Here is an 18,412-nt window from a genome sequence, read left to right as displayed (position 1 = left end):
CGCACGATCGACGGAATCGTGCCGGCCCGAAGGAGCGCCGCCGTGCCCCACGCATCCCACCCGGAACGACCGGACGCGGCCGAGACCCGGCCGACTGCGCAACCGCCTGCGGAGCCAGCCCCGGGCTCGTTCGCCGCGTCGGCTCCCGGGTCGGCTCCAGGCTCGTTCGCCGCGTCGGCTGCCGCGTCGGCTCCCAGCCCGGCTGACCTGTCGGCTCCCGGCCCGGCCGCTCCTGGCCCGTTCGTCGCGCCCGCCCCCGGGCCCGCCGCTCCTGGCCCGTTCGTCCCGCCCGCCCCCGGGCCCGCCGGCGCCCCCGGGCCCGTCGTCGAGCCCCGGGCCGGCCGGCGGCCTTCCCGGCGGCGGCTGTTGTTCGGCCTCGCCGGGGTCGCCGCCCTCACGGTCGCGCCGGTCGGCGGGACGCGGGACGCCGCTGCCGCGCCTGTCCCGCGCGGCCCGGAGGCCCGCGACGCCGCCTCGCGCGTCGACGCGCTCCTCGCGCAGCTCACGCTCGACGAGAAGACCGCCCTGCTGCACGGCGGTGCCGACCCCGACGGGCTCGGTCAGGCCGGCTACGTGCCCGGAGTGCCGCGGCTGGGGGTTCCCGCGCTGCGTCTCGCCGACGGTCCCGCCGGGGTGCGGGTGCGGAAGACCGCCACCGCGCTGCCCGCGCCCGTGATGCTCGCCGCCGCCTTCGACCCCGGACTCGCCCGCGCCTACGGGCGGGTGATCGGCCGCGAGGGCCGGGCGCTCGGCCAGGACGTGCTGCTCTCGCCGATGGTCAACCTCATCCGCACCCCTTACGCGGGACGGAACTTCGAGACCTTCTCCGAGGACCCGCTGCTCTCCGCCGACCTGGTCGCCGAGGAGATCCGCGGCATCCAGGCCGAGGGCCTGATCGCCACCGTCAAGCACCTCGCCCTCAACAACCAGGAGCGCGACCGGACCACCGTCGACGTCCGGGCCGACGCCCGGACCCTCCACGAGACCGAACTGCGCGGCTTCGAGGCCGCCATCGCCGCCGGCGCGGGCGCCGTCATGGCCGCGTACAACAAGGTCGACGGCGTCCACGCCACCGAGAGCCGGACCCTGCTCACCGACGTGCTGCGCGGACGCTGGGGATTCGAGGGCTGGGTCATGAGCGACTGGGACGCCGTGCACTCCACCGGGCCCGCCCTCACCGCGGGCTGCGACATGGAGATGCCCGCCGGCGTCCACTACGGCGCCGCCCTGAGCCGCGCCGTGCGCGACGGCCTGGTCGACGAGGCCGCGGTCGACACCGCCGTCCGCCGGGTCCTCACCGTGCGGGCCCGCTTCGGCCTCCTCGACGCCTCCGCCACCCGGCCGGTCCGCGACCCCGCGGCCGGTGCCCGCCTCGCGTACCGCGTGGCCACCGCCGGCGCCACCCTCCTCCGCAACGAGCGCGGCACGCTGCCGCTCACGGGCCCGGCCGCCCGCTCGATCGCCGTCGTCGGACCCACCGGCGCCGTGCCCTTCGTCAGCGGCGGCGGCAGCGCCCACGTCGTCCCCGACGCCGCCGTCAGCCCGCTCGACGCGCTGCGCGCCCGCGCCGGAGCCGGCGCCACCGTCACGTACGCCCTCGGCGAGGACCTGTACGGCAAGCCGCTGCCCGCCACCGGCGCCCGCCTCGAACCCGCCTTCCCGAGCGACGACATCGGTGTCGCCGCGGGCGCCACCTGGAGCTACGAGGGCACGCTCACCACCGCGGCCGACGACGACTGGAGCTTCTTCGTCCACTACGGCGGCGGCCGCCGGCCCGTCGTGACCCTCGACGGCGCCGAGCTCTTCCCGGTACGGGAAGGCGTCGCCGAGTACTTCGCCGGCGGCCTTGTCGCGCGCTCCGCCGACGGCCTCGACCTCCGCCGCGCCGACCGCCGCCTCGCCGCCGGGACCCACCGGATCACCGTCACCGCGCACGGCGACGCCGCCGGCCTGCGCTTCCGGCTGCGCGCCGCCGACGGCACCACCAGGGCCGCCGACCTCGCCGAGGCGGTCGCCACCGCCCGCGCCGCCCGCAGCGTCGTGCTCTTCGCGTACGAGGACGCCACCGAGGGCCGCGACCGCACCCGCCTCGCGCTGCCCGGCGGCCAGGAGTCCCTCATCGCGGCCGTGACCGCCGCCAACCCCCGCACCACCGTGGTCCTCAACACCTCGTCGGCCGTCACCATGCCCTGGCTCGACGCCACCGGCGCCATGCTCCAGATGTACTACCCGGGCCAGGAGGGCGGCCCCGCGACCGCCGCCGTGCTCTTCGGCGACGCCGACCCGGGCGGCCGGCTCACCCAGACCTTCCCGCGCTCCGACGACGCCCACCCCACCGCCGGCGACCCGCGCCGCTACCCCGGGCAGGACGGCGTCGAGGAGTACGACGAGGGCGTCCACGTCGGGCACCGCTGGTACGACGCCCACGACGTCGCCCCGCTGTTCCCGTTCGGCCACGGCCTGTCGTACACGACGTTCGCGTACGAGGACCTGCGCGTCGCCCCGGCCGCCGGCGGGACCGGACTCCACGTCACCTTCACCGTCGCCAACACGGGGACGCGCGCCGGCGTCGAGGTCGCCCAGGTCTACGCCGGGCCCTCACCCGATCTCGCCGCGCTCGGCGTCGACCAGCCGCGCCGGATCCTCGCCGGCTACCGGCGCCTGGAACTCGCACCCGGCGAGCGCCGCCGGGTCACCGTCCCGGTCGCCGCGCGCACCCTCTCCTCCTGGGACCCGGCCCGGGACGGCTGGGTGCTCGGCACCGGCCGCCGCGAGATCCGGGTCGGGTCCTCCTCGCGCGCGCTCCTCCTCCGGGCCGAGGCCCGGGTCGGCGCGTAGCGGCCCGCCCGCCGGGACCGGGGTAGGCTGCCGGGGATCGGTCACCTACAGGGGGAGAGGAACCCGCCGTGCACGTGCAGGAGTGGCTGGAGACGATCCCCGCGGTCGCCGTCTACGCACTGGTCGGAGTGGTGATCGGCCTGGAGAGCCTGGGCATCCCGCTGCCCGGCGAGATCGTGCTCGTCAGCTCCGCGCTGCTCGCGTCCCAGCACGGCGAGATCAACCCGTACGTCCTCGGCGCCTGCGCCAGTGCCGGCGCCATCATCGGCGACTCGATCGGCTACGCGATCGGCCGCAGGGGCGGCCGGCCGCTGCTCACCAAGCTCGGGAAGAAGTTCCCCAAGCACTTCAGCGACGCCAACATCGCCCTCGCCGAGCGCTCCTTCGAGAAGTGGGGCATGTGGGCGGTCTTCTTCGGCCGCTTCGTCGCCCTGCTGCGGATCTTCGCCGGACCGCTCGCGGGCGTGCTGCGCATGCCGTACTGGAAGTTCCTGATCGCCAACGTCTTCGGCGGCATCCTCTGGGCGGGCGGCACCACGGCCGTCATCTACTCCGTCGGCATCGTCGCCGAGGCCTGGCTCAAGCGCTTCTCGTGGCTCGGCCTGGTGCTCGCGGTGCTCGTCGGCCTGGCGTCGATGCTGATCCTGAAGAACCGGGCCAAGAAGGCCGCGGCCTCCATGCAGGGCACGGAGACCACGAAGGCCACGGAGACCACCGAGGCCCGGGAGACCTCGGAGGCCCCCGAGTCCTCGCAGGGCGCGCGGGAGACGGCGCCGGCCGGCGGGGCCGCCGCCAAGGAGGCGACGGCCGCGGCCGAATAACGCCGCCCAGGACCGGCCGGGCCGCTCCGGCGGCTACTCCCCGAACGCCTCCGCGTGGGTCTTGGCCAGGTGCAGATACATCTCGGCGTTCAGCCGGATGCCGGCCTGCTCCTCCTCGGTCAGCGGCCGCCGCACCTTCGCGGGCACGCCCGCGACCAGCGAGCCGGGCGGGACCTCCATCCCCTGCGGAACGAGCGCCTGCGCCGCGATCAGCGAGCCGGCGCCGATCCGGGCCCCGTTGAGCACCGTGGCGCCCATGCCGACGAGCACGTCGTCCTCGATGGTGCAGCCGTGGACGGTCGCGTTGTGACCGATGGTCACCCGCGCGCCGATCTTCACCGGGAAGCCCGGGTCGACGTGGACGGTGCAGTTGTCCTGGACGTTGGAGTCCTCGCCGACCTCGATCGGGCCGCAGTCCGCCCGCAGCACGGCGTGGTACCAGATGCCGGCGCGCGGCCCGAGGGTGACCTCGCCGAGCACCACCGAGGTCGGCGCCGTGAAGGCCGTCGGGTCGACCCGCGGCTCCTTGCCGCCCACGCCCCTGATCAACGCCCCGGACACGTCCGTCACCTCTGCCATCGTTTCGCTCCTGCTTCGCTGGATCCGTCGGTCGCGCCTTCCGGCGAAGCGTAACCGCGGCTCATGACGGACATCACAGCGCACCGCACTGATCAGCGACGACACCGCCGACTACGGTGTCCGGGTGCCCCGGAACCGAAACACGTTCTCATCGCTGACCGCCTGGCGGCGCCGCGTCGTCGCCCGCGCCCTGCAGAGCGGCTGGCGCCGCATCCAGCAGGCCGGCGCGGTCACCGCCGAACACCAGGGCAGCCTGCGCTTCCGCGCGCTCGGCGAGGGCACCCGGCTCGCCTTCCCGCAGGGCACCGTCTTCGGCGAGCCGTGGATCGAGATCGGCGCGTGCTGCATCATCGCCGAACAGGTCACGCTGACCGCGGGCATGCTGCCCGGCCTCGACCTCGGCGAGGACACCGTGCTGACCCTCGGCGACGGCGTCGTCCTCGGCCGCGGCAGCCACGTCATCGCCGACGCGCCGATCACCATCGGCTCGGACACCTACTGCGGGCCGTACGTCTACATCACCTCGACCAACCACAGCTACGACGACCCCGACGTGCCGGTGGGGCGCCAGTGGCCGCGCTCCGAGCCCGTCGTCATAGGCCCGGGCTGCTGGCTCGGCACGGGCGCGGTGATCCTGCCCGGCGCGCGGCTCGGCCGCAACGTCGTGGTGGCCGCCGGAGCGGTCGTACGGGGCGAGGTCCCCGACCACGCGGTGGTGGCGGGCGCGCCCGCGAAGGTGGTCCGGTCCTACGACCCGGAGCGCGGCTGGCAGCCCCCACTGCGCACGCCCGCGCCGAGGCCGATCCCGGAGGGCATCACCCCGGAACAACTCGCCGCGCTCGCAGCCCTGGAGGAGTCGGAGCTCAACGACCTGGCGGAACTGGAGCGCTGAGGGTCCCTGCCGTGCGTGGACGGCCGTCGGGACCGGCCCGTGGCGCGGCCGTCAGGCCGTGCCCGGGCGCCCGTCAGCCCGTTGCCAGGAGGACCGTGCCCACCAGGGCGAGGCCCGCGCCCGCCGCCTGGACCGCGCGGAGGCGTTCCTTGAGTACGCCGCGCGCGGCGAGGGCCGTCACCACCGGGTAGAGGCTGGCGAGGACCGCGGCGACCGTCACCGGGCCGCGCTGGGCGGCCAGCGCGTACGTGCCGTTCGCGGCGACGTCCGCGAGGCCGACGAAGGCGAGCGCCGGCAGCGCGGCCGCCACCGCGCGGAGCCCGCCGCCGTCCTCGGGCAGCGCCCGGCCGCCGCGCCGTACGGAGAACCACAGGGCAGCGCCGCCCACCGCCACGTTGGTGACGCGCTGCACGAAGAGCGCGAGGAAGAGCCCGGTGAGGGTGGTGGACGCCTCGGCGATCAGCGCCATCACCGCGCCGAAGCCGAAGGCCGCGAGCAGGGTGAGCAGCACCGCCTGCCGCTGCACCGGCGCGCCCCGCAGCTCGGGGCCGCCCGCGAGGACCACACCGACGACGGCCACGGCGATGCCGGCGAACTGCAGCAGTCCCGGCCGGTCGCCGAGCAGCAGGCCCGCTCCGACGGGGACGACCACGCCGAGCGAGCCGAGCGGCGACACCACGCCCATGGGTCCGAGGGCGAGGGCTCGGTAGAAGGCGAGCATGGCGGCCGGGCCGACGACGCCCGCCGCGACCGCGTACCAGAGCAGGGGGCCCGCCTCGTCGAGCGCGCCCGTGGCCAGCACGACGGTGCTGAGGACGACGACGGCCAGGGTCTGCGACACCACGACGACGGTCAGCGCCGGGAACCGCCGCGTGAGCAGTCCGCCGCCGAAGTCGGCGAGCCCCCAGAGCAGGCTGGTGCCCAGGGCGAGCAGCGCCGTCAGAGCGGTCATCGTGTGGTGCCTCGCAGTACAGTTCAGTGAACAATCGGGTGCACCACACGGTAGTACAACCTGTTGAACTCTGTCATTCACTGTATTGGACGGTACGTGTCGGACCTCGACCAGCTCACCCAGTCGCTCGCCCGCAACCTGAAGCGCTGGCGCAACGAGCGCGGCTTCACCCTGGACGCGCTCGCCGCCCGGGCCGGCGTGAGCCGCGGGATGATCATCCAGATCGAGCAGGCCCGCACCAACCCCAGCGTCGGCACCACGGTCAAACTGGCCGACGCGCTCGGCGTCTCGATCACCACGCTGCTCGACTACGAGCAGGGCCCGCACGTCCGGCTCGTACCGCCGGAGCAGGCCGTCCGCATGTGGTCCACCTCCACCGGGAGCCACACCACGCTGCTCGCCGGCACCGAGGCCCGCGGCCCCCTCGAGCTGTGGCACTGGACCCTGATGCCCGGAGACGGCAGCGCCTCCGACCCGCACCCCGACGGCACCACCGAGCTCCTCCACGTCACGGCGGGCACGCTCACCCTCGTCGTCGACGGCGAGGACCACCTCATCCCCGCGGGCAGCTCCGCCGTGTTCGAGAGCAACGTGCCGCACGCCTACCGCAACGCCGGCGAGGAGACGGTCGAGATGACGATGGCCGTCTCCATCCCGCCCGCACGCTGAGACGAACGGCCGCCGTGGGCCCGGGACTTGTTACGGTGCGGGGCATGCGAGCACCCATCGGAGACTTCGACGACGTCCGCCCCGCACCCGACTGCCTCGACCTGCTCACCGAACCCGTCGCCGCGGCCGTCCGCGCCTGGAGCGGCACCGTGCCGGCGGACCAGATCCTCTACGTGGACACCGACCCGTCCATCGCGGACACCGCGGTCTTCGTGGAGCACTACGGTCAGCGGCTGCTCGACGAGTCCGCGAACTGCGTGATCGTCGCCGGCAAGCGCGGCGAGACCACCACCCTGGCCGCCTGCGTGGTCCGCTCCGCGACCCGCGTCGACGTCAACGGTGCCGTGCGCAAGGCGCTCGGCTCGCGCAAGGTGCGCTTCGCGCCGGTCGAGACCGCCACCGGGGACACCGGCATGGAGTACGGCGGCATCACGCCGGTCGGACTGCCGGCCGGCTGGCCGGTCCTGGTGGACGCCGGCGTCGTCGACACCGAGTGGGTCCTCGTGGGCAGCGGCCGGCGGCGCGGCAAGCTGATCCTCCCGGGCAAGGCCTTCGCCCAGCTCCCCGGCGCCGTCGTCCTCGAAGGCCTGGGCCTCCCGGCCGAGCCGCAGGGCTGAGAAGCCGGCCGGCTCCTGACGCGCTGACCCGCCGGTTTCCTGGAGGTCGTCCTCGCGGCCGGGAACGGAGCGTCCGGCAGGCCGCGGGGGCCGTGCGGCGGGCTCAGCCGAGCTTCGGGATCTCGATCGCGGGGCAGCGGTCCATCACCATGTCGACACCGGCCGCCCGGGTCCGCGCGTACGCCTCCACGTCGGTCACGTCGAGCTGGAACCAGACCGCCTTGGCGCCGATCGCGACCGCCTGGTCCGCGACGGCTCCCGCGAGGTCGCTGTTGACGAACACGTCGACCACGTCGACCGGGAACGGGATCTCCGCCAGCGTCGCGTACCCCTGCTCGCCGTGCACCGTCTCCGCCTTCGGGTGCACCGGGACGATCCGCTTGCCGAAGCGCTGCAGCGTGGCCGCCACCCCGTACGCCGCCCGCGAGCGGTTGTTGGAGAGGCCCACGACCGCCCATGTGTCGCCGCTCTCGGTGAGGATCCGGCGGACGGTCTCCGCCTCGGGCTCGACGGTCCTGGACTCGACGCTCATCCCACGCTGCCTTCCGTGAATCGACTGGTCCTCGTGGTGAACGATCCGTGACCCTCGGTCATTCCCGGCCCCGTCGGCAACCCCGGACCACGGCCCGTGCCGGCGGGGCCGGCGCGGGCGCATAGGCTGGCGGGATGCAGGAGCAGTACCGCACGCTCGCGGGTGAGGGCGTCCACGAGACCGAGGTCAACCGATCGCGCTTCATCTGCGCGCTGGCACCCGTCGCCACCGAGGAGGAGGCGCAGGAGTTCGTCGCCCGGATCCGCCGGGAGCACCCCACCGCCACCCACAACTGCTACGCGTACGTCATCGGCGCCGACGCCTCCGTGCAGAAGGCCTCCGACGACGGCGAGCCCGGCGGCACCGCGGGCGTGCCCATGCTCCAGATGCTGACGCGCCGCGAGATGCGGTACGTCGCCGCCGTCGTCACCCGCTACTACGGCGGCGTGAAGCTCGGCGCCGGCGGCCTCATCCGCGCGTACGGCGGAGCCGTCGGCGAGGCCCTGGACGCCGTCGGCACCATCACGCGGCGCCGCTACCGGCTCGCCACGCTCACCGTCGACCACCAGCGGGCCGGGAAGCTGCAGAACGACCTGAGGTCCACCGGCCGGTCGGTGCGCGAGGTCACCTACGGAGCCGCCGTCACCATCGAGATCGGTCTCCCGGACGCCGACGTGACGGACTTCACGGCCTGGCTCGCCGACGCCACGGCAGGCGAGGCGACCTTCGAACTCGGCGGCGAGGCGTACGGCGATGCCTGAGCGTCCGGCGATGCCCGCGGGCACGGCGATGCGCGAGCCGGTCCGCCGTGCCGCTTCCGGCGCCGGAGCGCTCGTCCGCCGTACCGATTCCGGCGCTCCCGGCGCTCCCGGTGCTTCCGGCGTTCCCGCCGCCCCTGTCGTACCCCACCGATACGCTCAGGGATCATGAGGCTTCTGCACACGTCGGACTGGCACCTGGGACGCTCGTTCCACCGGGTCGCCCTGCTCGACGCCCAGGCCGCGTTCCTCGACCACCTGGCGGCGACCGCGCGCGATCGCGAGGTGGACGCCGTCCTCGTCGCCGGCGACGTCTACGACCGGGCCGTGCCGCCGCTCACCGCCGTCGAGCTGTTCGACACCGCGCTGCACCGGCTCGCCGAGGCCGGCGTGCCCACGGTGATGATCTCCGGCAACCACGACTCGGCCCGCCGCCTCGGCGTCGGCGCGGGACTCATCGACCGCGCCGGCATCCACCTGCGCACCGACCCGGCCGGCGTCGGCACGCCCGTCGTCCTCGCCGACGCCCACGGTGACGTCGCCCTCTACGGCCTTCCCTATCTGGAGCCCGCCCTGGTGCGCGAGCAGTTCGGCGCCGAGAAGGCCGGGCACGAGGCCGTGCTCGCCGCCGCCATGGACCGGGTGCGCGCCGACCTCGCGACCCGCCCCGACGGCACCCGCTCCGTCGTCCTCGCCCACGCCTTCGTCGCCGGCGGCGAGACCAGCGACAGCGAGCGCGACATCACCGTCGGCGGTGTCGCCGCCGTCCCCGCCGGCGTCTTCGACGGAGTCGACTACGTCGCCCTCGGCCACCTCCACGGCAGCCAGACCCTCACGCCCCGTGTCCGCTACTCGGGATCCCCGCTCGCCTACTCCTTCTCCGAGGCCGACCACCGCAAGACCATGTGGCTGATCGAACTCGGCCCGGACGGCGCCGTCGACACGGCCGAGCGGATCGACTGCCCCGTGCCCCGGCCGCTCGCCAGGATCCGCGGCCGCCTCGACGACCTGCTCGCCGACCCGGACCTCGCCCGGCACGAGGAGTCCTGGGTCGAGGCGACCCTCACCGACCCGGTGCGCCCGGCCGAGCCCATGGCCCGCCTCGCCGAACGCTTCCCGCACACCCTCAGCCTGGTCTTCGACCCCGAGCGCGCGGACGACGACCCGGACGTCTCCTACGCCACCCGGCTGCGGGACCGCAGCGACCGGCAGATCGCGGAGGACTTCGTGGCCCACGTGCGCGGCGGCACCGGACCCGACGGCGCCGAACGCGCCGTCCTGTACGGCGCCTTCGACGACGTCCGCGTCGACACGGCCGAGCGCGAGGTGGGCCGGTGAGACTCCACCGCCTCGCCGTCACCGCCTTCGGGCCGTTCGGCACCACCCAGGAGATCGACTTCGACACCCTGTCGTCGGCCGGCCTCTTCCTGCTCCACGGACCCACCGGCGCGGGCAAGACCTCCGTCCTCGACGCGGTGTGCTTCGCCCTCTACGGGACCGTTCCCGGCGCCCGCCAGAGCCCCGGCTCCAGCCTGCGCAGCGACCACGCGCCCACCGGCACGTACACCGAGGTCACCCTCGAACTCACCGTGGGGGAGCGGCGCCTGGAGATCACCCGCCGCCCCGCCCAGCAGCGGCCCAAACTCCGCGGCACCGGGTTCACCACCGAGAAGGCCCAGAGCTGGCTGCGCCAGTACGACCCGGCGAGCGGCAAGTGGCGGGCCCTCAGCCGCTCCCACCAGGAGATCGGCGAGGAGATCACCCAGCTCCTCGGGATGAGCCGGGACCAGTTCTGTCAGGTCGTCCTGCTGCCGCAGGGCGACTTCGCCCGCTTCCTGCGCGCCGACGCCGAGGCCCGCGGAAAGCTCCTCGGACGGCTCTTCGACACCCGCCGCTTCGCTGCCGTCGAGGACCGGCTCGCCGAACTCCGCAAGGCCGCCGAGCGCGAGGTCGGCGCGGGCGACGAGCGGCTGCTCGCCCTCGCCCACCGGATGGCGCAGGCCGCCGGGGCAGGCTCACCGGCCGCCGCCCCCGTCGGGGAACGCCCCGGCGAACCCGGCCTCGCCGACGCCGTGCAGATCCGCGCCGCCCTCGCCCGCAGCGAGGCCCGTGAAGCCCTCGACATCGCCCGGCTTCGACTCGCCGCCGCCGAACGGCGACAGGCCGCCGCCCGCGACGCCCTCGCCGCCGCCCGCGAACTCGCCGACCGGCAGGCCCGGCACGCCGACGCGGTCCGCCGCCAGGAGGAGCTGGCCGCCCGCCGCCCGCAGCGCGACCGGTGGCAGACGGCCCTCGACCGCTCCCTCAAGGCCGACCGGGTCGCGCCCGCGCTCGGTCTGCGCGAGGACGCCGAGCGCGCCCACCGCACCGCGAACGCCGACCGCGACCGGGTCCGCGCGCTGCTGCCCGCCGACCTGGCGGAGGCCGGCGCCGAGCAGCTCTCCACCGTCGAACGCCGCCTGCGCGCGGAGCTCGGCGGGCTGGAGGCGGCCCGCCGCGCCGAGGCCCGCAGCGCCGAACTGTCCGCCGAGCGGGCCGTCCTCGACCGCGAGGCCCGCGCCGACGAGGACTTCCTCCAGGACGCCGCCGCCTGGCTGGCCGGCTGGGAGGCCCGCCGTGCCGAGCTCACGCGGCGCGTGGAGGCCGCCCAGGAGGCCACGGCCCGCGCCGAACAGCTCGCCGGACGCCTCGAACCGGCCCGCCGCCGGCTCGCGGCCGCCCGCCGCCGCGACGCACTGGCCGCCGAACTCGCCGCTGCCCGCGAGCGGTTGACCGCGGCCCGGGAGCGGCGCAACGAGAGCCACGAGCACTGGCTCGACCTCAAGTCCCGCCGTCTGCGCGGCATCGCGGCCGAACTCGCCGCCGCCCTCGAACCCGGTGCCCCCTGCCAGGTCTGCGGCTCCACCGCCCACCCCGACCCGGCCCGCGCCACCGCCGACCACGTCGACCGCGCCGCCGAGGACGCCGCCTACGCCGACTACAGCCGCGCCGACGAGGCCCGTACGGCCGCCGAGACGGCCGTCGCGGCGACCGCGGAGGCCTGGGAGGCCGCCCGCGGCGAGGCCCGCGCGGGCCTCCGGCCCGCAGCCGTCGACGGCCCGGCCGACCCTGCCCACCCCGCCGACCCCGTCGTCGGCGAACTCGCCTCCGAGGTGGAGGAGCTGGCCCGGCAGCATGCCGAGGCCCACGCCCTCGCCGCACAGACGCACGCCGCGCGGGAGGCGCTCGCCCGGGCCGAGCGGGAGTACGAGGAGCGGGGCGCCGCCCAGCGCGAGGCCGAGCGGCGGGTGGCCGCGCGGACCTCGCGGCGCGCGGCGCTGGAGCAGCAGCAGGCCGCCCTGGAGGCGGAACTGGCCTCGTCCCGGGGCGAGTCCGCAAGCGTCGCCGCGCACGCCACGCTCCTGGAGCGGCGGATCGCGCTGCTCACGGAGGCCGCCGAGACCGTACGGGCCGCCGAGGCCGCCGCGCGCGGCCTGAAGGAGGCCGACGACCGGCTCGCCGACGCCGCCTTCAGAGCCGGTTTCGCCACCCCCGCCGAGGCCGCCGCGGCCCTCCTCGACGAGCCGGAGCGCCGCGCGTTCCAGCACGGCGTGGACGCCTGGCAGGCCGAGGCCGCCGCGGTCGCGGACCGGCTCGCCGAGGCCGCCACCGCGGAGGCCGCCACGCTCCCGCCCGCCGACCCGGCGTCCGCCGACGCCGTGCACACCGCCGCCGAACGGGCGCTGCGCGAGGCCGCCACGGCGCTCGCCGCCGCACGCGAGCGGTGCGAGGCGCTCGACCGGCTCTCCCGGCAGACGGATGACGAGGTCCGCCGGCTCGGCCCGCTCCGGGAGGAGTACGAGCGGGTGGCCAGGCTCGCCGCGCTCACCGCCGGCACCGCCGCCGAGAACGAGCGCAAGATGCGCCTGGAGTCGTACGTGCTCGCCGCCCGCCTGGAACAGGTCGCGGCCGCGGCCACCGCCCGCCTCCAGCGGATGTCCTCCGGCCGCTACACCCTGGTCCACTCCGACGCCCGCAGCGGCGGCCGGCGCGCCGGCCTCGGCCTGCACGTGGTGGACGCCTGGACGGGCAACGAGCGGGACACCGCCACCCTGTCGGGCGGCGAGACCTTCTTCGCCTCGCTCGCGCTGGCGCTGGGCCTCGCCGACGTCGTCACCGACGAGGCCGGCGGCGTGCGGCTCGACACCCTCTTCATCGACGAGGGCTTCGGCAGCCTCGACGACCAGACCCTCGACGAGGTCCTGGACGTCCTGGACTCTCTGCGGGAGCGGGACCGCAGCGTCGGCATCGTCAGCCACGTGGGCGACCTGCGCCGGCGCATCCCGGCCCAGCTGGAGGTGGTCAAGTCCCGGCACGGCTCCGCCGTCCGGCTGCGCACCGGAGGCGACGCGCTCAGCGGCTGATCGGGCGCCGGGGGAGCGGCGAGGAGTACACGACGCTCGTCGTGACCGAGCCGAGCGCGCCGACCTTCCCGGAGATCTCCTCCAGGTGCCGCATGGACCGGGCGGCGACCTTCAGGACGAAGCAGTCGTCGCCGGTCACGTGGTGCGCCTCCAGGACCTCCGGGGTGGCCGCGACGAGGTCGTGGAAGGGCTTGTAGTTCCCGTTCGGATAACGCAGCCGGACGAAGGCCAGGATCGGGAGGCCGAGCCGCTCCTGGTCGACGATCGCCGTGTACCCGGCGATCACTCCGGCCTCCTCCAGCCGCCGCACCCGCTCGGTCACCGCCGACGGCGACATCGACACGGCCCGGGCGAGCTCGGCGAAGCTGGCCCGGCCCTGGGCCTGAAGGGCGTCGAGGATCCGCCAGTCCGTGGCGTCCGGGGTGTATCCGCTGGTCATGAGCGTGACCTTGCAGGGAAACCCCCGGGAAGTTCAAGTCCTCCCGGGGGTTTCTCACACTCCGGCCCGGGGCCGGGTCCGGCGTCAGGGCCGCGTGCCCGTTCGCGGGGTCTCAGAGGCGCGAGATCTCGTCCACCAGGTCGTCGAGACCCAGCGGTCCCTGCGACAGGGCCGCCATGTGCCAGGCCTTGGCGTCGAAGTCGTCGCCGTGCTTGGCCTGCGCGTTGGCGCGGCCGAGCAGCCAGGCCCGCTCGCCCAGCTTGTAGCCGATGGCCTGCGCGGGCACCGACAGATAGCGGGTCATCTCGCTCTCCACGAAGGCCGGCGGCCGGCTGCTGTGCCGCTGGAAGAACTCCTGCGCCAGCTCCGGCGTCCACCGCTCGCCCGGGTGGAACGGCGAGTCCGCCGGGATCTCCAGCTCCAGGTGCATGCCGATGTCCACGATCACCCGGCAGGCCCGCATCATCTGCGCGTCGAGATAGCCGAGCCGTCGCTCCGGGTCGCCGAGGAAGCCCAGTTCGTCCATCAGGCGCTCGGCGTACAGCGCCCAGCCCTCGGTGTTGGCGCTGACCTTGCCGATGGTGGCCTGGTAGCGGGAGAGCCGGTCGGCCACGTGCGCCCACTGGGCGATCTGCAGGTGGTGGCCCGGCACGCCCTCGTGGTACCAGGTCGACACCAGGTCGTACACCGGGAAGCGGGTCTGTCCGTCGACCGGCAGCCAGGTCCGGCCGGGGCGCGAGAAGTCCTCCGAGGGGCCGGTGTAGTACGGGGCGGCGGCGCCGCCCGGCGGGGCGATCCGGGACTCCACCTGCCGGACTCGCTCCGCGAGTTCGAAGTGGGTGCCGTCCAGCGAGCTGATCGCCTCGTCCATCAGGGCCTGCAGCCAGGCCCGTACCTCGTCCACGCCCTCGATGTGGGCGCCGTGCTCGTCGAGGTGGGCCAGGGCCTCCCACGGGTCGGAGCCCGGCAGGATCCGGTCCGCCTCCTTCCGCATCTCGCCGAGCAGGCGGTGGTACTCGGACCAGCCGTACGCGTACGCCTGGTCGAGGTCCAGGTCGGTGCCGTTGAAGTAGCGCGCCCAGCGGCGGTAGCGCTCGCGGCCAACGGTGTCGGGGGCGTCGGCGACCGCCGGGGCGTACACGTCGCGCATCCAGTCCCGCAGTTCGACCACGGACCGGTCGGCCGCCGCCCCCGCCGCCGCGAGGTCGGCCCGCAGCTCCCGCGGCAGCGTGTCGGGCGCACCGGACGCGAAGCCGGTGAACCAGCCCCGCGCCGTCCCGTCCGGCCCGTCGCCGCCGCAGGCCCACTCGGTGAGCTGTCCGACGAAGGTGGTGGTGGCCCGCGGGCCCGCCCGCATCCCGCGGTCGAGACCCAGCGCGAGCGAGGCGCGATAGCCCTCCAGGGCCGCCGGGACCGCGCGCAGCCGCGCGGCGACCGCCGTCCAGTCCGCCTCCGTCACCGTGGGCAGCATGGTGAACGAGATGCGCACGCTGTGCGCGGGCGAGCGCAGGTTGCTGACGCAGCACAGGCCCTCGTCCGCCTCGTGCACCAGGAGCTGGGCGGACAGCCGCTCGCGCAGCAGCCGGGCGCAGCGCCGCTCCGCCTCGTCCTCGGCGCCCGGCCGGCGCTCCGCGGCGTCGAGCCGCCCGAGCGTGCGCCGGGCCAGCTCGGCGAGCTCCTCCTGTCCGGCGGGCGAGAAGTCGGGAAGACGGCCCGCGCTGGCGGGGACTCCCAGGTAGGTGCCGGTGATCGGGTCGAGTTCGATGAGCGCGTCGACGTACTCGTCGGCGACCTGGCGGGGGAGCGCGGTGCTGGAAGACTCTGGCATGGGGCTCATCCTGGCCCGTTCACCGTGCCCGCGTCACCCTCGTTCGAGATCAGTCGGCTGACAAATGAGCGCCCGGCACGGGCGGCAGCAGAGGCCCGCACTCCCACTGCTGGAAGATCAACCGGGTCTCCACGCGGGCCACCTCGCGCCGGGAGGTGAACGCGTCCAGGACGAGTCGCTGCAGGTCGGCCGGGTCCGAGACGGCCACGTGCACCAGATAGTCGTCGGGTCCCGTGAGGTGGAACAGGGCCCGGGACTCCGGCAGGGCCCTGACCCGCTCGACGAACGGCCCGATGAGTTCACGCCGGTGCGGCCGGACCTGGACGAGCAGCAGCGCTTCGAGACCCCGGCCGAGTTTGGCTGGATTCAGCTGTAGTCGGTGTCCGAGGATCACGCCGGTGCGCCGCAGCCGGGACACCCGGTCGAGACAGGTCGAGGGAGCCACCCCCACCTCGGCGGCGAGCTCCCGGTAGGTGGTCCGGGCGTCGTTCTGCAGCAGGCGAAGAATGTGCAGATCGACCGCGTCCAGTACGACGGAATCAGCCATTGGCCGAACGTAGCACGGCGATTTCCCGCTACTCCCGGGTATCCGTTCACAGTGCGCCTCATGGACATGACCAGGGACGCCTTCGCATCCGTCTCCTCGCCCGCCCCCACGAGGGCGCTGGCCACCGAAGCCGTGCACGCCGGCCGCGACGACCTCGCCGAGCTCGGTCTGCACGCCCCGCCGATCGACCTGTCCACCACCTACCCCTCCTCCGACGCCCGGGCCGAGGCCGCCCGCATCGACGAGTTCGCCACCACCGGCGCCCGGCCGGACGGCCCGCCGATCTACGCCCGCCTCGACAACCCGACGACCGCACGTTTCGAGACGGCCCTCGCCCGCCTGGAGGGCACGGAGGCGGCCGTCGCCTTCGCCAGCGGCATGGCCGCCCTCAGCGCCGTCCTGCTCGGCCGGGCGAGCCAGGGCCTGCGTCACGTGGTGGCCGTCCGCCCGCTCTACGGCTGCAGCGACCACCTCCTGGACGCCGGACTGCTCGGCACCGAGGTGACCTGGACCGACCCGGCGGGCGTCGCGGACGCCATCCGGCCCGACACCGGCCTGGTCATGGTCGAGTCGCCCGCCAACCCGACGCTCGCCGAGGCCGACATCCGCGCCCTCGCCCACGCGTGCGGATCGGTGCCGCTGCTCGTCGACAACACCTTCGCCACCCCGGTGCTTCAGCGGCCCGCCGAGCTCGGCGCGCGGATCGTGCTGCACAGCGCCACCAAGTACCTCGGCGGCCACGGCGACGTCATGGGCGGCGTCGTCGCCTGCGACGAGGAGTTCGCGCGGACCCTGCGCCAGGTGCGCTTCGCGACCGGCGGAGTGCTCCACCCGCTCGCGGGCTATCTGCTGCTCCGCGGACTGTCGACGCTCCCGGTACGGGTGCGGGCGGCCTCGGCGACCGCCGCCGAGCTGGTCCGCCGGCTCGCCGCCGACCCGCGGATCGCCCGGGTGCACTACCCGCGGATCGGCGGGGCGATGATCGCCTTCGAGGTGTACGGGGATCCGCACGACGTGATCGCCGGGGTACGGCTGATCACGCCGGCGGTCAGCCTCGGCAGCGTCGACACCCTCATCCAGCACCCGGCCTCGATCAGCCACCGCATCGTGGATCCCTCGGACCGCCGCTCGGGCGGGATCGGCGACCGGCTGCTGCGGATGTCCGTCGGCCTCGAGGACGTCGAGGACCTGTGGCGGGACCTCACTCAGGCGCTCAGCGCCGGCCCCGCGGAGGCCGCCCGCCCGGCAGAGGCCGTACGGGCGTAGCCGCGTCCGCGTCCCGGCCCGCGTCCGCCTCCGTGGCGGTGGCGCCGGCCGGCCTCGGGGTCAGCCGTGCGGTGATGACCAGGGTGCCCTCCTCGATCTGGTAGTCGAGCGGCAGGTTCAGCGCCCGCATGGCCGCCACCATGCCGGTGTTGGAGGACTGCGTCACCGCGTAGACGCTGTCGCAGCCGGCCTCCTCGGCCATGGCCACCAGCCGGCCGAGGAGTTCGGAGCCGATGCCGCGCCGCTGCCAGTCGTCCTCGACCATGAGGGCGACCTCGGTCTCGTCGCCGTCCCACAGCAGGTGGCCGAGGGCGACGAACCGGCCGGAGGCGGTCTGCACCGCGAGCGTCCGGCCGAAGCGCGGGCTCAGCAGGTGGTCGAGATAGCGGTCGGCGTCCCCGACCGGGCCGTGGTAGCGCAGGGCCAGGGTGCGCTCGGAGCAGCGGTCGTGCATGGCCCGCGCCGCGGGCAGGTCGCGCTGGTCGGCGCGGCGCACGGCGATGTCGTTGCCCTCGGGGAGGGTGAGCACGTCGCGGCCGCGCGGGAGGCGCGGCCCGAGCCGGGCGTCGAGCTCGACCAGCGCACGGGCCCGGGCGAACTCGGTGGGGGTGAAGGGCAGATAGGGCCGCTCGATGACGAGCGTGCCGCCGTTGGGGTCGCGCAGCCGCATCGCCGTCTCCTCCAGGACGCCTTCCACGGGCGCCTGGTCACCGGTGGGGCGGCCGCTGAGCGAGACGGGCGGCACCGAACGGATGGTGCAGCGGCCGAGCAGCTGACGCAGGGCGAGGGGTAGTTCGGCCGCGTCGAGCGCGGTGCGGGTGGCCAGGCCGAGCACCCGGGTCGGGGTGTCGACGAGGTCGTGGGCGTCGGCCCGCTCGGTCCAGGTGTCCGTGCCGCCGGCCGCGGCGATCTCCCCGGTGAGCACGCCCGGCTGCAGCCCGGCCGGGGCGCGCAGCAGGAACTCGTCGACGGTGCCGCCCTCGGCGAGCGGATGGGTCTGGAGGGTCAGGATGTCGACCCCGTGCCGTGCGAGCACCGTGCACAGCGCGGCCAGACTGCCCGGGGTGTCGCGGACCGTGGTCCGCATGCGCCACAGGGCCGTTCCGGCGGAGTCCCCCACGGGGGTGGGGTCCTCGCCGGACAGGGCGGCCGGGGGGGGGGGGGGGAAGGGGGCGCCTTCCGGCCGGGCGGTTCGCGGGTGGGGGACAAATAGGGCCCAAAGACCCACAACAGGGGGGGAAAGAAACGGGGAAAAAAACAAAACCAACAAA

The 18,412-nt window shown here is 75.0% G+C and carries 16 protein-coding genes; 9 read left to right on the top strand and 7 right to left on the bottom strand.

The window, feature by feature from the left end; genetic code table 11:
• Window positions 1-366 precede the first annotated feature (366 nt).
• On the top strand, window positions 367-2,838 hold the full coding sequence (locus tag ACFWJO_RS33730; protein ID WP_386871405.1) for a beta-glucosidase: 2,472 nt from the start codon (window positions 367-369) through the stop codon (window positions 2,836-2,838).
• Between the two features lie 68 nt (window positions 2,839-2,906).
• The gene (locus ACFWJO_RS33725) at window positions 2,907-3,659 is read left to right on the top strand and encodes a DedA family protein (RefSeq protein ID WP_386871404.1); all 753 of its coding nucleotides are present in this window, start codon (window positions 2,907-2,909) and stop codon (window positions 3,657-3,659) included.
• 33 nt (window positions 3,660-3,692) lie between these two features.
• Here the strand turns inward: ACFWJO_RS33725 and ACFWJO_RS33720 are convergent, their stop codons facing one another.
• Window positions 3,693-4,238 carry a gamma carbonic anhydrase family protein gene (locus tag ACFWJO_RS33720; RefSeq protein WP_386871402.1) on the bottom strand — a complete coding sequence of 182 codons (546 nt, stop codon included), beginning with the start codon at window positions 4,236-4,238 and terminating at the stop codon, window positions 3,693-3,695.
• A 124-nt stretch (window positions 4,239-4,362) separates the two neighbouring features.
• On the opposite strand from ACFWJO_RS33720, the gene ACFWJO_RS33715 reads away from it, so the two are divergent.
• On the top strand, window positions 4,363-5,130 hold the full coding sequence (locus tag ACFWJO_RS33715) for an acyltransferase (RefSeq protein WP_386871400.1): 768 nt from the start codon (window positions 4,363-4,365) through the stop codon (window positions 5,128-5,130).
• A 73-nt stretch (window positions 5,131-5,203) separates the two neighbouring features.
• On the opposite strand, the gene ACFWJO_RS33710 is transcribed toward ACFWJO_RS33715, so the two are convergent.
• The gene (locus ACFWJO_RS33710) at window positions 5,204-6,073 is read right to left on the bottom strand and encodes an EamA family transporter (RefSeq protein WP_386871435.1); all 870 of its coding nucleotides are present in this window, start codon (window positions 6,071-6,073) and stop codon (window positions 5,204-5,206) included.
• Window positions 6,074-6,178: 105 nt separating this feature from the next.
• Between ACFWJO_RS33710 and ACFWJO_RS33705 the strand changes: the two genes are divergently transcribed.
• Entirely contained in the window at window positions 6,179-6,751 is a 573-nt protein-coding gene (locus ACFWJO_RS33705; protein WP_385689900.1) for a helix-turn-helix domain-containing protein, read from the top strand.
• 44 nt (window positions 6,752-6,795) lie between these two features.
• Complete coding sequence (locus ACFWJO_RS33700) at window positions 6,796-7,368, top strand: YbaK/EbsC family protein (protein ID WP_386871397.1); 573 nt, start codon at window positions 6,796-6,798, stop codon at window positions 7,366-7,368.
• 103 nt (window positions 7,369-7,471) lie between these two features.
• Here the strand turns inward: ACFWJO_RS33700 and ACFWJO_RS33695 are convergent, their stop codons facing one another.
• Window positions 7,472-7,900, bottom strand: coding sequence for a CoA-binding protein (locus ACFWJO_RS33695; RefSeq protein WP_386871396.1), 429 nt, complete (start codon window positions 7,898-7,900; stop codon window positions 7,472-7,474).
• A 134-nt stretch (window positions 7,901-8,034) separates the two neighbouring features.
• Between ACFWJO_RS33695 and ACFWJO_RS33690 the strand changes: the two genes are divergently transcribed.
• The 3 genes from ACFWJO_RS33690 (at window position 8,035) to ACFWJO_RS33680 (ending at window position 13,061) form a co-directional block, all read left to right on the top strand.
• On the top strand, window positions 8,035-8,661 hold the full coding sequence (locus ACFWJO_RS33690; protein WP_386871394.1) for a YigZ family protein: 627 nt from the start codon (window positions 8,035-8,037) through the stop codon (window positions 8,659-8,661).
• A gap of 165 nt (window positions 8,662-8,826) precedes the next feature.
• Window positions 8,827-9,996 (top strand): exonuclease SbcCD subunit D, encoded by a 1,170-nt coding sequence (locus tag ACFWJO_RS33685; RefSeq protein ID WP_386871392.1) that lies wholly within the window; start codon window positions 8,827-8,829, stop codon window positions 9,994-9,996.
• Window positions 9,993-13,061, top strand: coding sequence for an AAA family ATPase (locus ACFWJO_RS33680; RefSeq protein WP_386871390.1), 3,069 nt, complete (start codon window positions 9,993-9,995; stop codon window positions 13,059-13,061). The genes ACFWJO_RS33685 and ACFWJO_RS33680 overlap by 4 nt, the downstream gene beginning before the upstream one ends.
• Here the strand turns inward: ACFWJO_RS33680 and ACFWJO_RS33675 are convergent.
• The 3 genes from ACFWJO_RS33675 to ACFWJO_RS33665 all read right to left on the bottom strand — a co-directional run bounded on the left by ACFWJO_RS33675 (window position 13,051) and on the right by ACFWJO_RS33665 (window position 15,875).
• Window positions 13,051-13,500: an Lrp/AsnC family transcriptional regulator gene (locus ACFWJO_RS33675; RefSeq protein WP_386871388.1), complete on the bottom strand. Its 450-nt coding sequence runs from the start codon at window positions 13,498-13,500 to the stop codon at window positions 13,051-13,053. The genes ACFWJO_RS33680 and ACFWJO_RS33675 overlap by 11 nt on opposite strands.
• A 112-nt stretch (window positions 13,501-13,612) precedes the next feature.
• Complete coding sequence (locus ACFWJO_RS33670; protein ID WP_386871386.1) at window positions 13,613-15,328, bottom strand: DUF885 domain-containing protein; 1,716 nt, start codon at window positions 15,326-15,328, stop codon at window positions 13,613-13,615.
• Between the two features lie 49 nt (window positions 15,329-15,377).
• On the bottom strand, window positions 15,378-15,875 hold the full coding sequence (locus ACFWJO_RS33665) for an Lrp/AsnC family transcriptional regulator (RefSeq protein ID WP_386871384.1): 498 nt from the start codon (window positions 15,873-15,875) through the stop codon (window positions 15,378-15,380).
• Window positions 15,876-15,941: 66 nt separating this feature from the next.
• Between ACFWJO_RS33665 and ACFWJO_RS33660 the strand changes: the two genes are divergently transcribed.
• Complete coding sequence (locus ACFWJO_RS33660) at window positions 15,942-17,141, top strand: trans-sulfuration enzyme family protein (RefSeq protein ID WP_386871433.1); 1,200 nt, start codon at window positions 15,942-15,944, stop codon at window positions 17,139-17,141.
• Here ACFWJO_RS33660 and ACFWJO_RS33655 read toward each other — a convergent pair.
• Window positions 17,089-18,228 carry a GNAT family N-acetyltransferase gene (locus ACFWJO_RS33655; protein WP_386871431.1) on the bottom strand — a complete coding sequence of 380 codons (1,140 nt, stop codon included), beginning with the start codon at window positions 18,226-18,228 and terminating at the stop codon, window positions 17,089-17,091. The genes ACFWJO_RS33660 and ACFWJO_RS33655 overlap by 53 nt on opposite strands.
• Between the last annotated feature and the right edge of the window lie 184 nt (window positions 18,229-18,412).

Source organism: Streptomyces sp. NPDC127092 (assembly GCF_042722475.1).
GTDB lineage: Bacteria > Actinomycetota > Actinomycetes > Streptomycetales > Streptomycetaceae > Streptomyces.
The sequence above is the reverse complement of the archived record's forward strand: the minus strand, read 5'-3'. Positions and strand labels throughout refer to the sequence as shown.

What these genes read in the sequence shown, in the direction of transcription:
- ACFWJO_RS33720 (WP_386871402.1), bottom strand. Translation starts at nt 4,238, where the DNA reads ATGGCAGAGGTGACGGACGTGTCCGGGGCGTTGATCAGGGGCGTGGGC.
- ACFWJO_RS33700 (WP_386871397.1), top strand. Translation starts at nt 6,796, where the DNA reads ATGCGAGCACCCATCGGAGACTTCGACGACGTCCGCCCCGCACCCGAC.
- ACFWJO_RS33695 (WP_386871396.1), bottom strand. Translation starts at nt 7,900, where the DNA reads ATGAGCGTCGAGTCCAGGACCGTCGAGCCCGAGGCGGAGACCGTCCGC.
- ACFWJO_RS33690 (WP_386871394.1), top strand. Translation starts at nt 8,035, where the DNA reads ATGCAGGAGCAGTACCGCACGCTCGCGGGTGAGGGCGTCCACGAGACC.
- ACFWJO_RS33685 (WP_386871392.1), top strand. Translation starts at nt 8,827, where the DNA reads ATGAGGCTTCTGCACACGTCGGACTGGCACCTGGGACGCTCGTTCCAC.
- ACFWJO_RS33675 (WP_386871388.1), bottom strand. Translation starts at nt 13,500, where the DNA reads ATGACCAGCGGATACACCCCGGACGCCACGGACTGGCGGATCCTCGAC.
- ACFWJO_RS33670 (WP_386871386.1), bottom strand. Translation starts at nt 15,328, where the DNA reads ATGCCAGAGTCTTCCAGCACCGCGCTCCCCCGCCAGGTCGCCGACGAG.
- ACFWJO_RS33665 (WP_386871384.1), bottom strand. Translation starts at nt 15,875, where the DNA reads ATGGCTGATTCCGTCGTACTGGACGCGGTCGATCTGCACATTCTTCGC.
- ACFWJO_RS33660 (WP_386871433.1), top strand. Translation starts at nt 15,942, where the DNA reads ATGACCAGGGACGCCTTCGCATCCGTCTCCTCGCCCGCCCCCACGAGG.
- ACFWJO_RS33655 (WP_386871431.1), bottom strand. Translation starts at nt 18,228, where the DNA reads ATGCGGACCACGGTCCGCGACACCCCGGGCAGTCTGGCCGCGCTGTGC.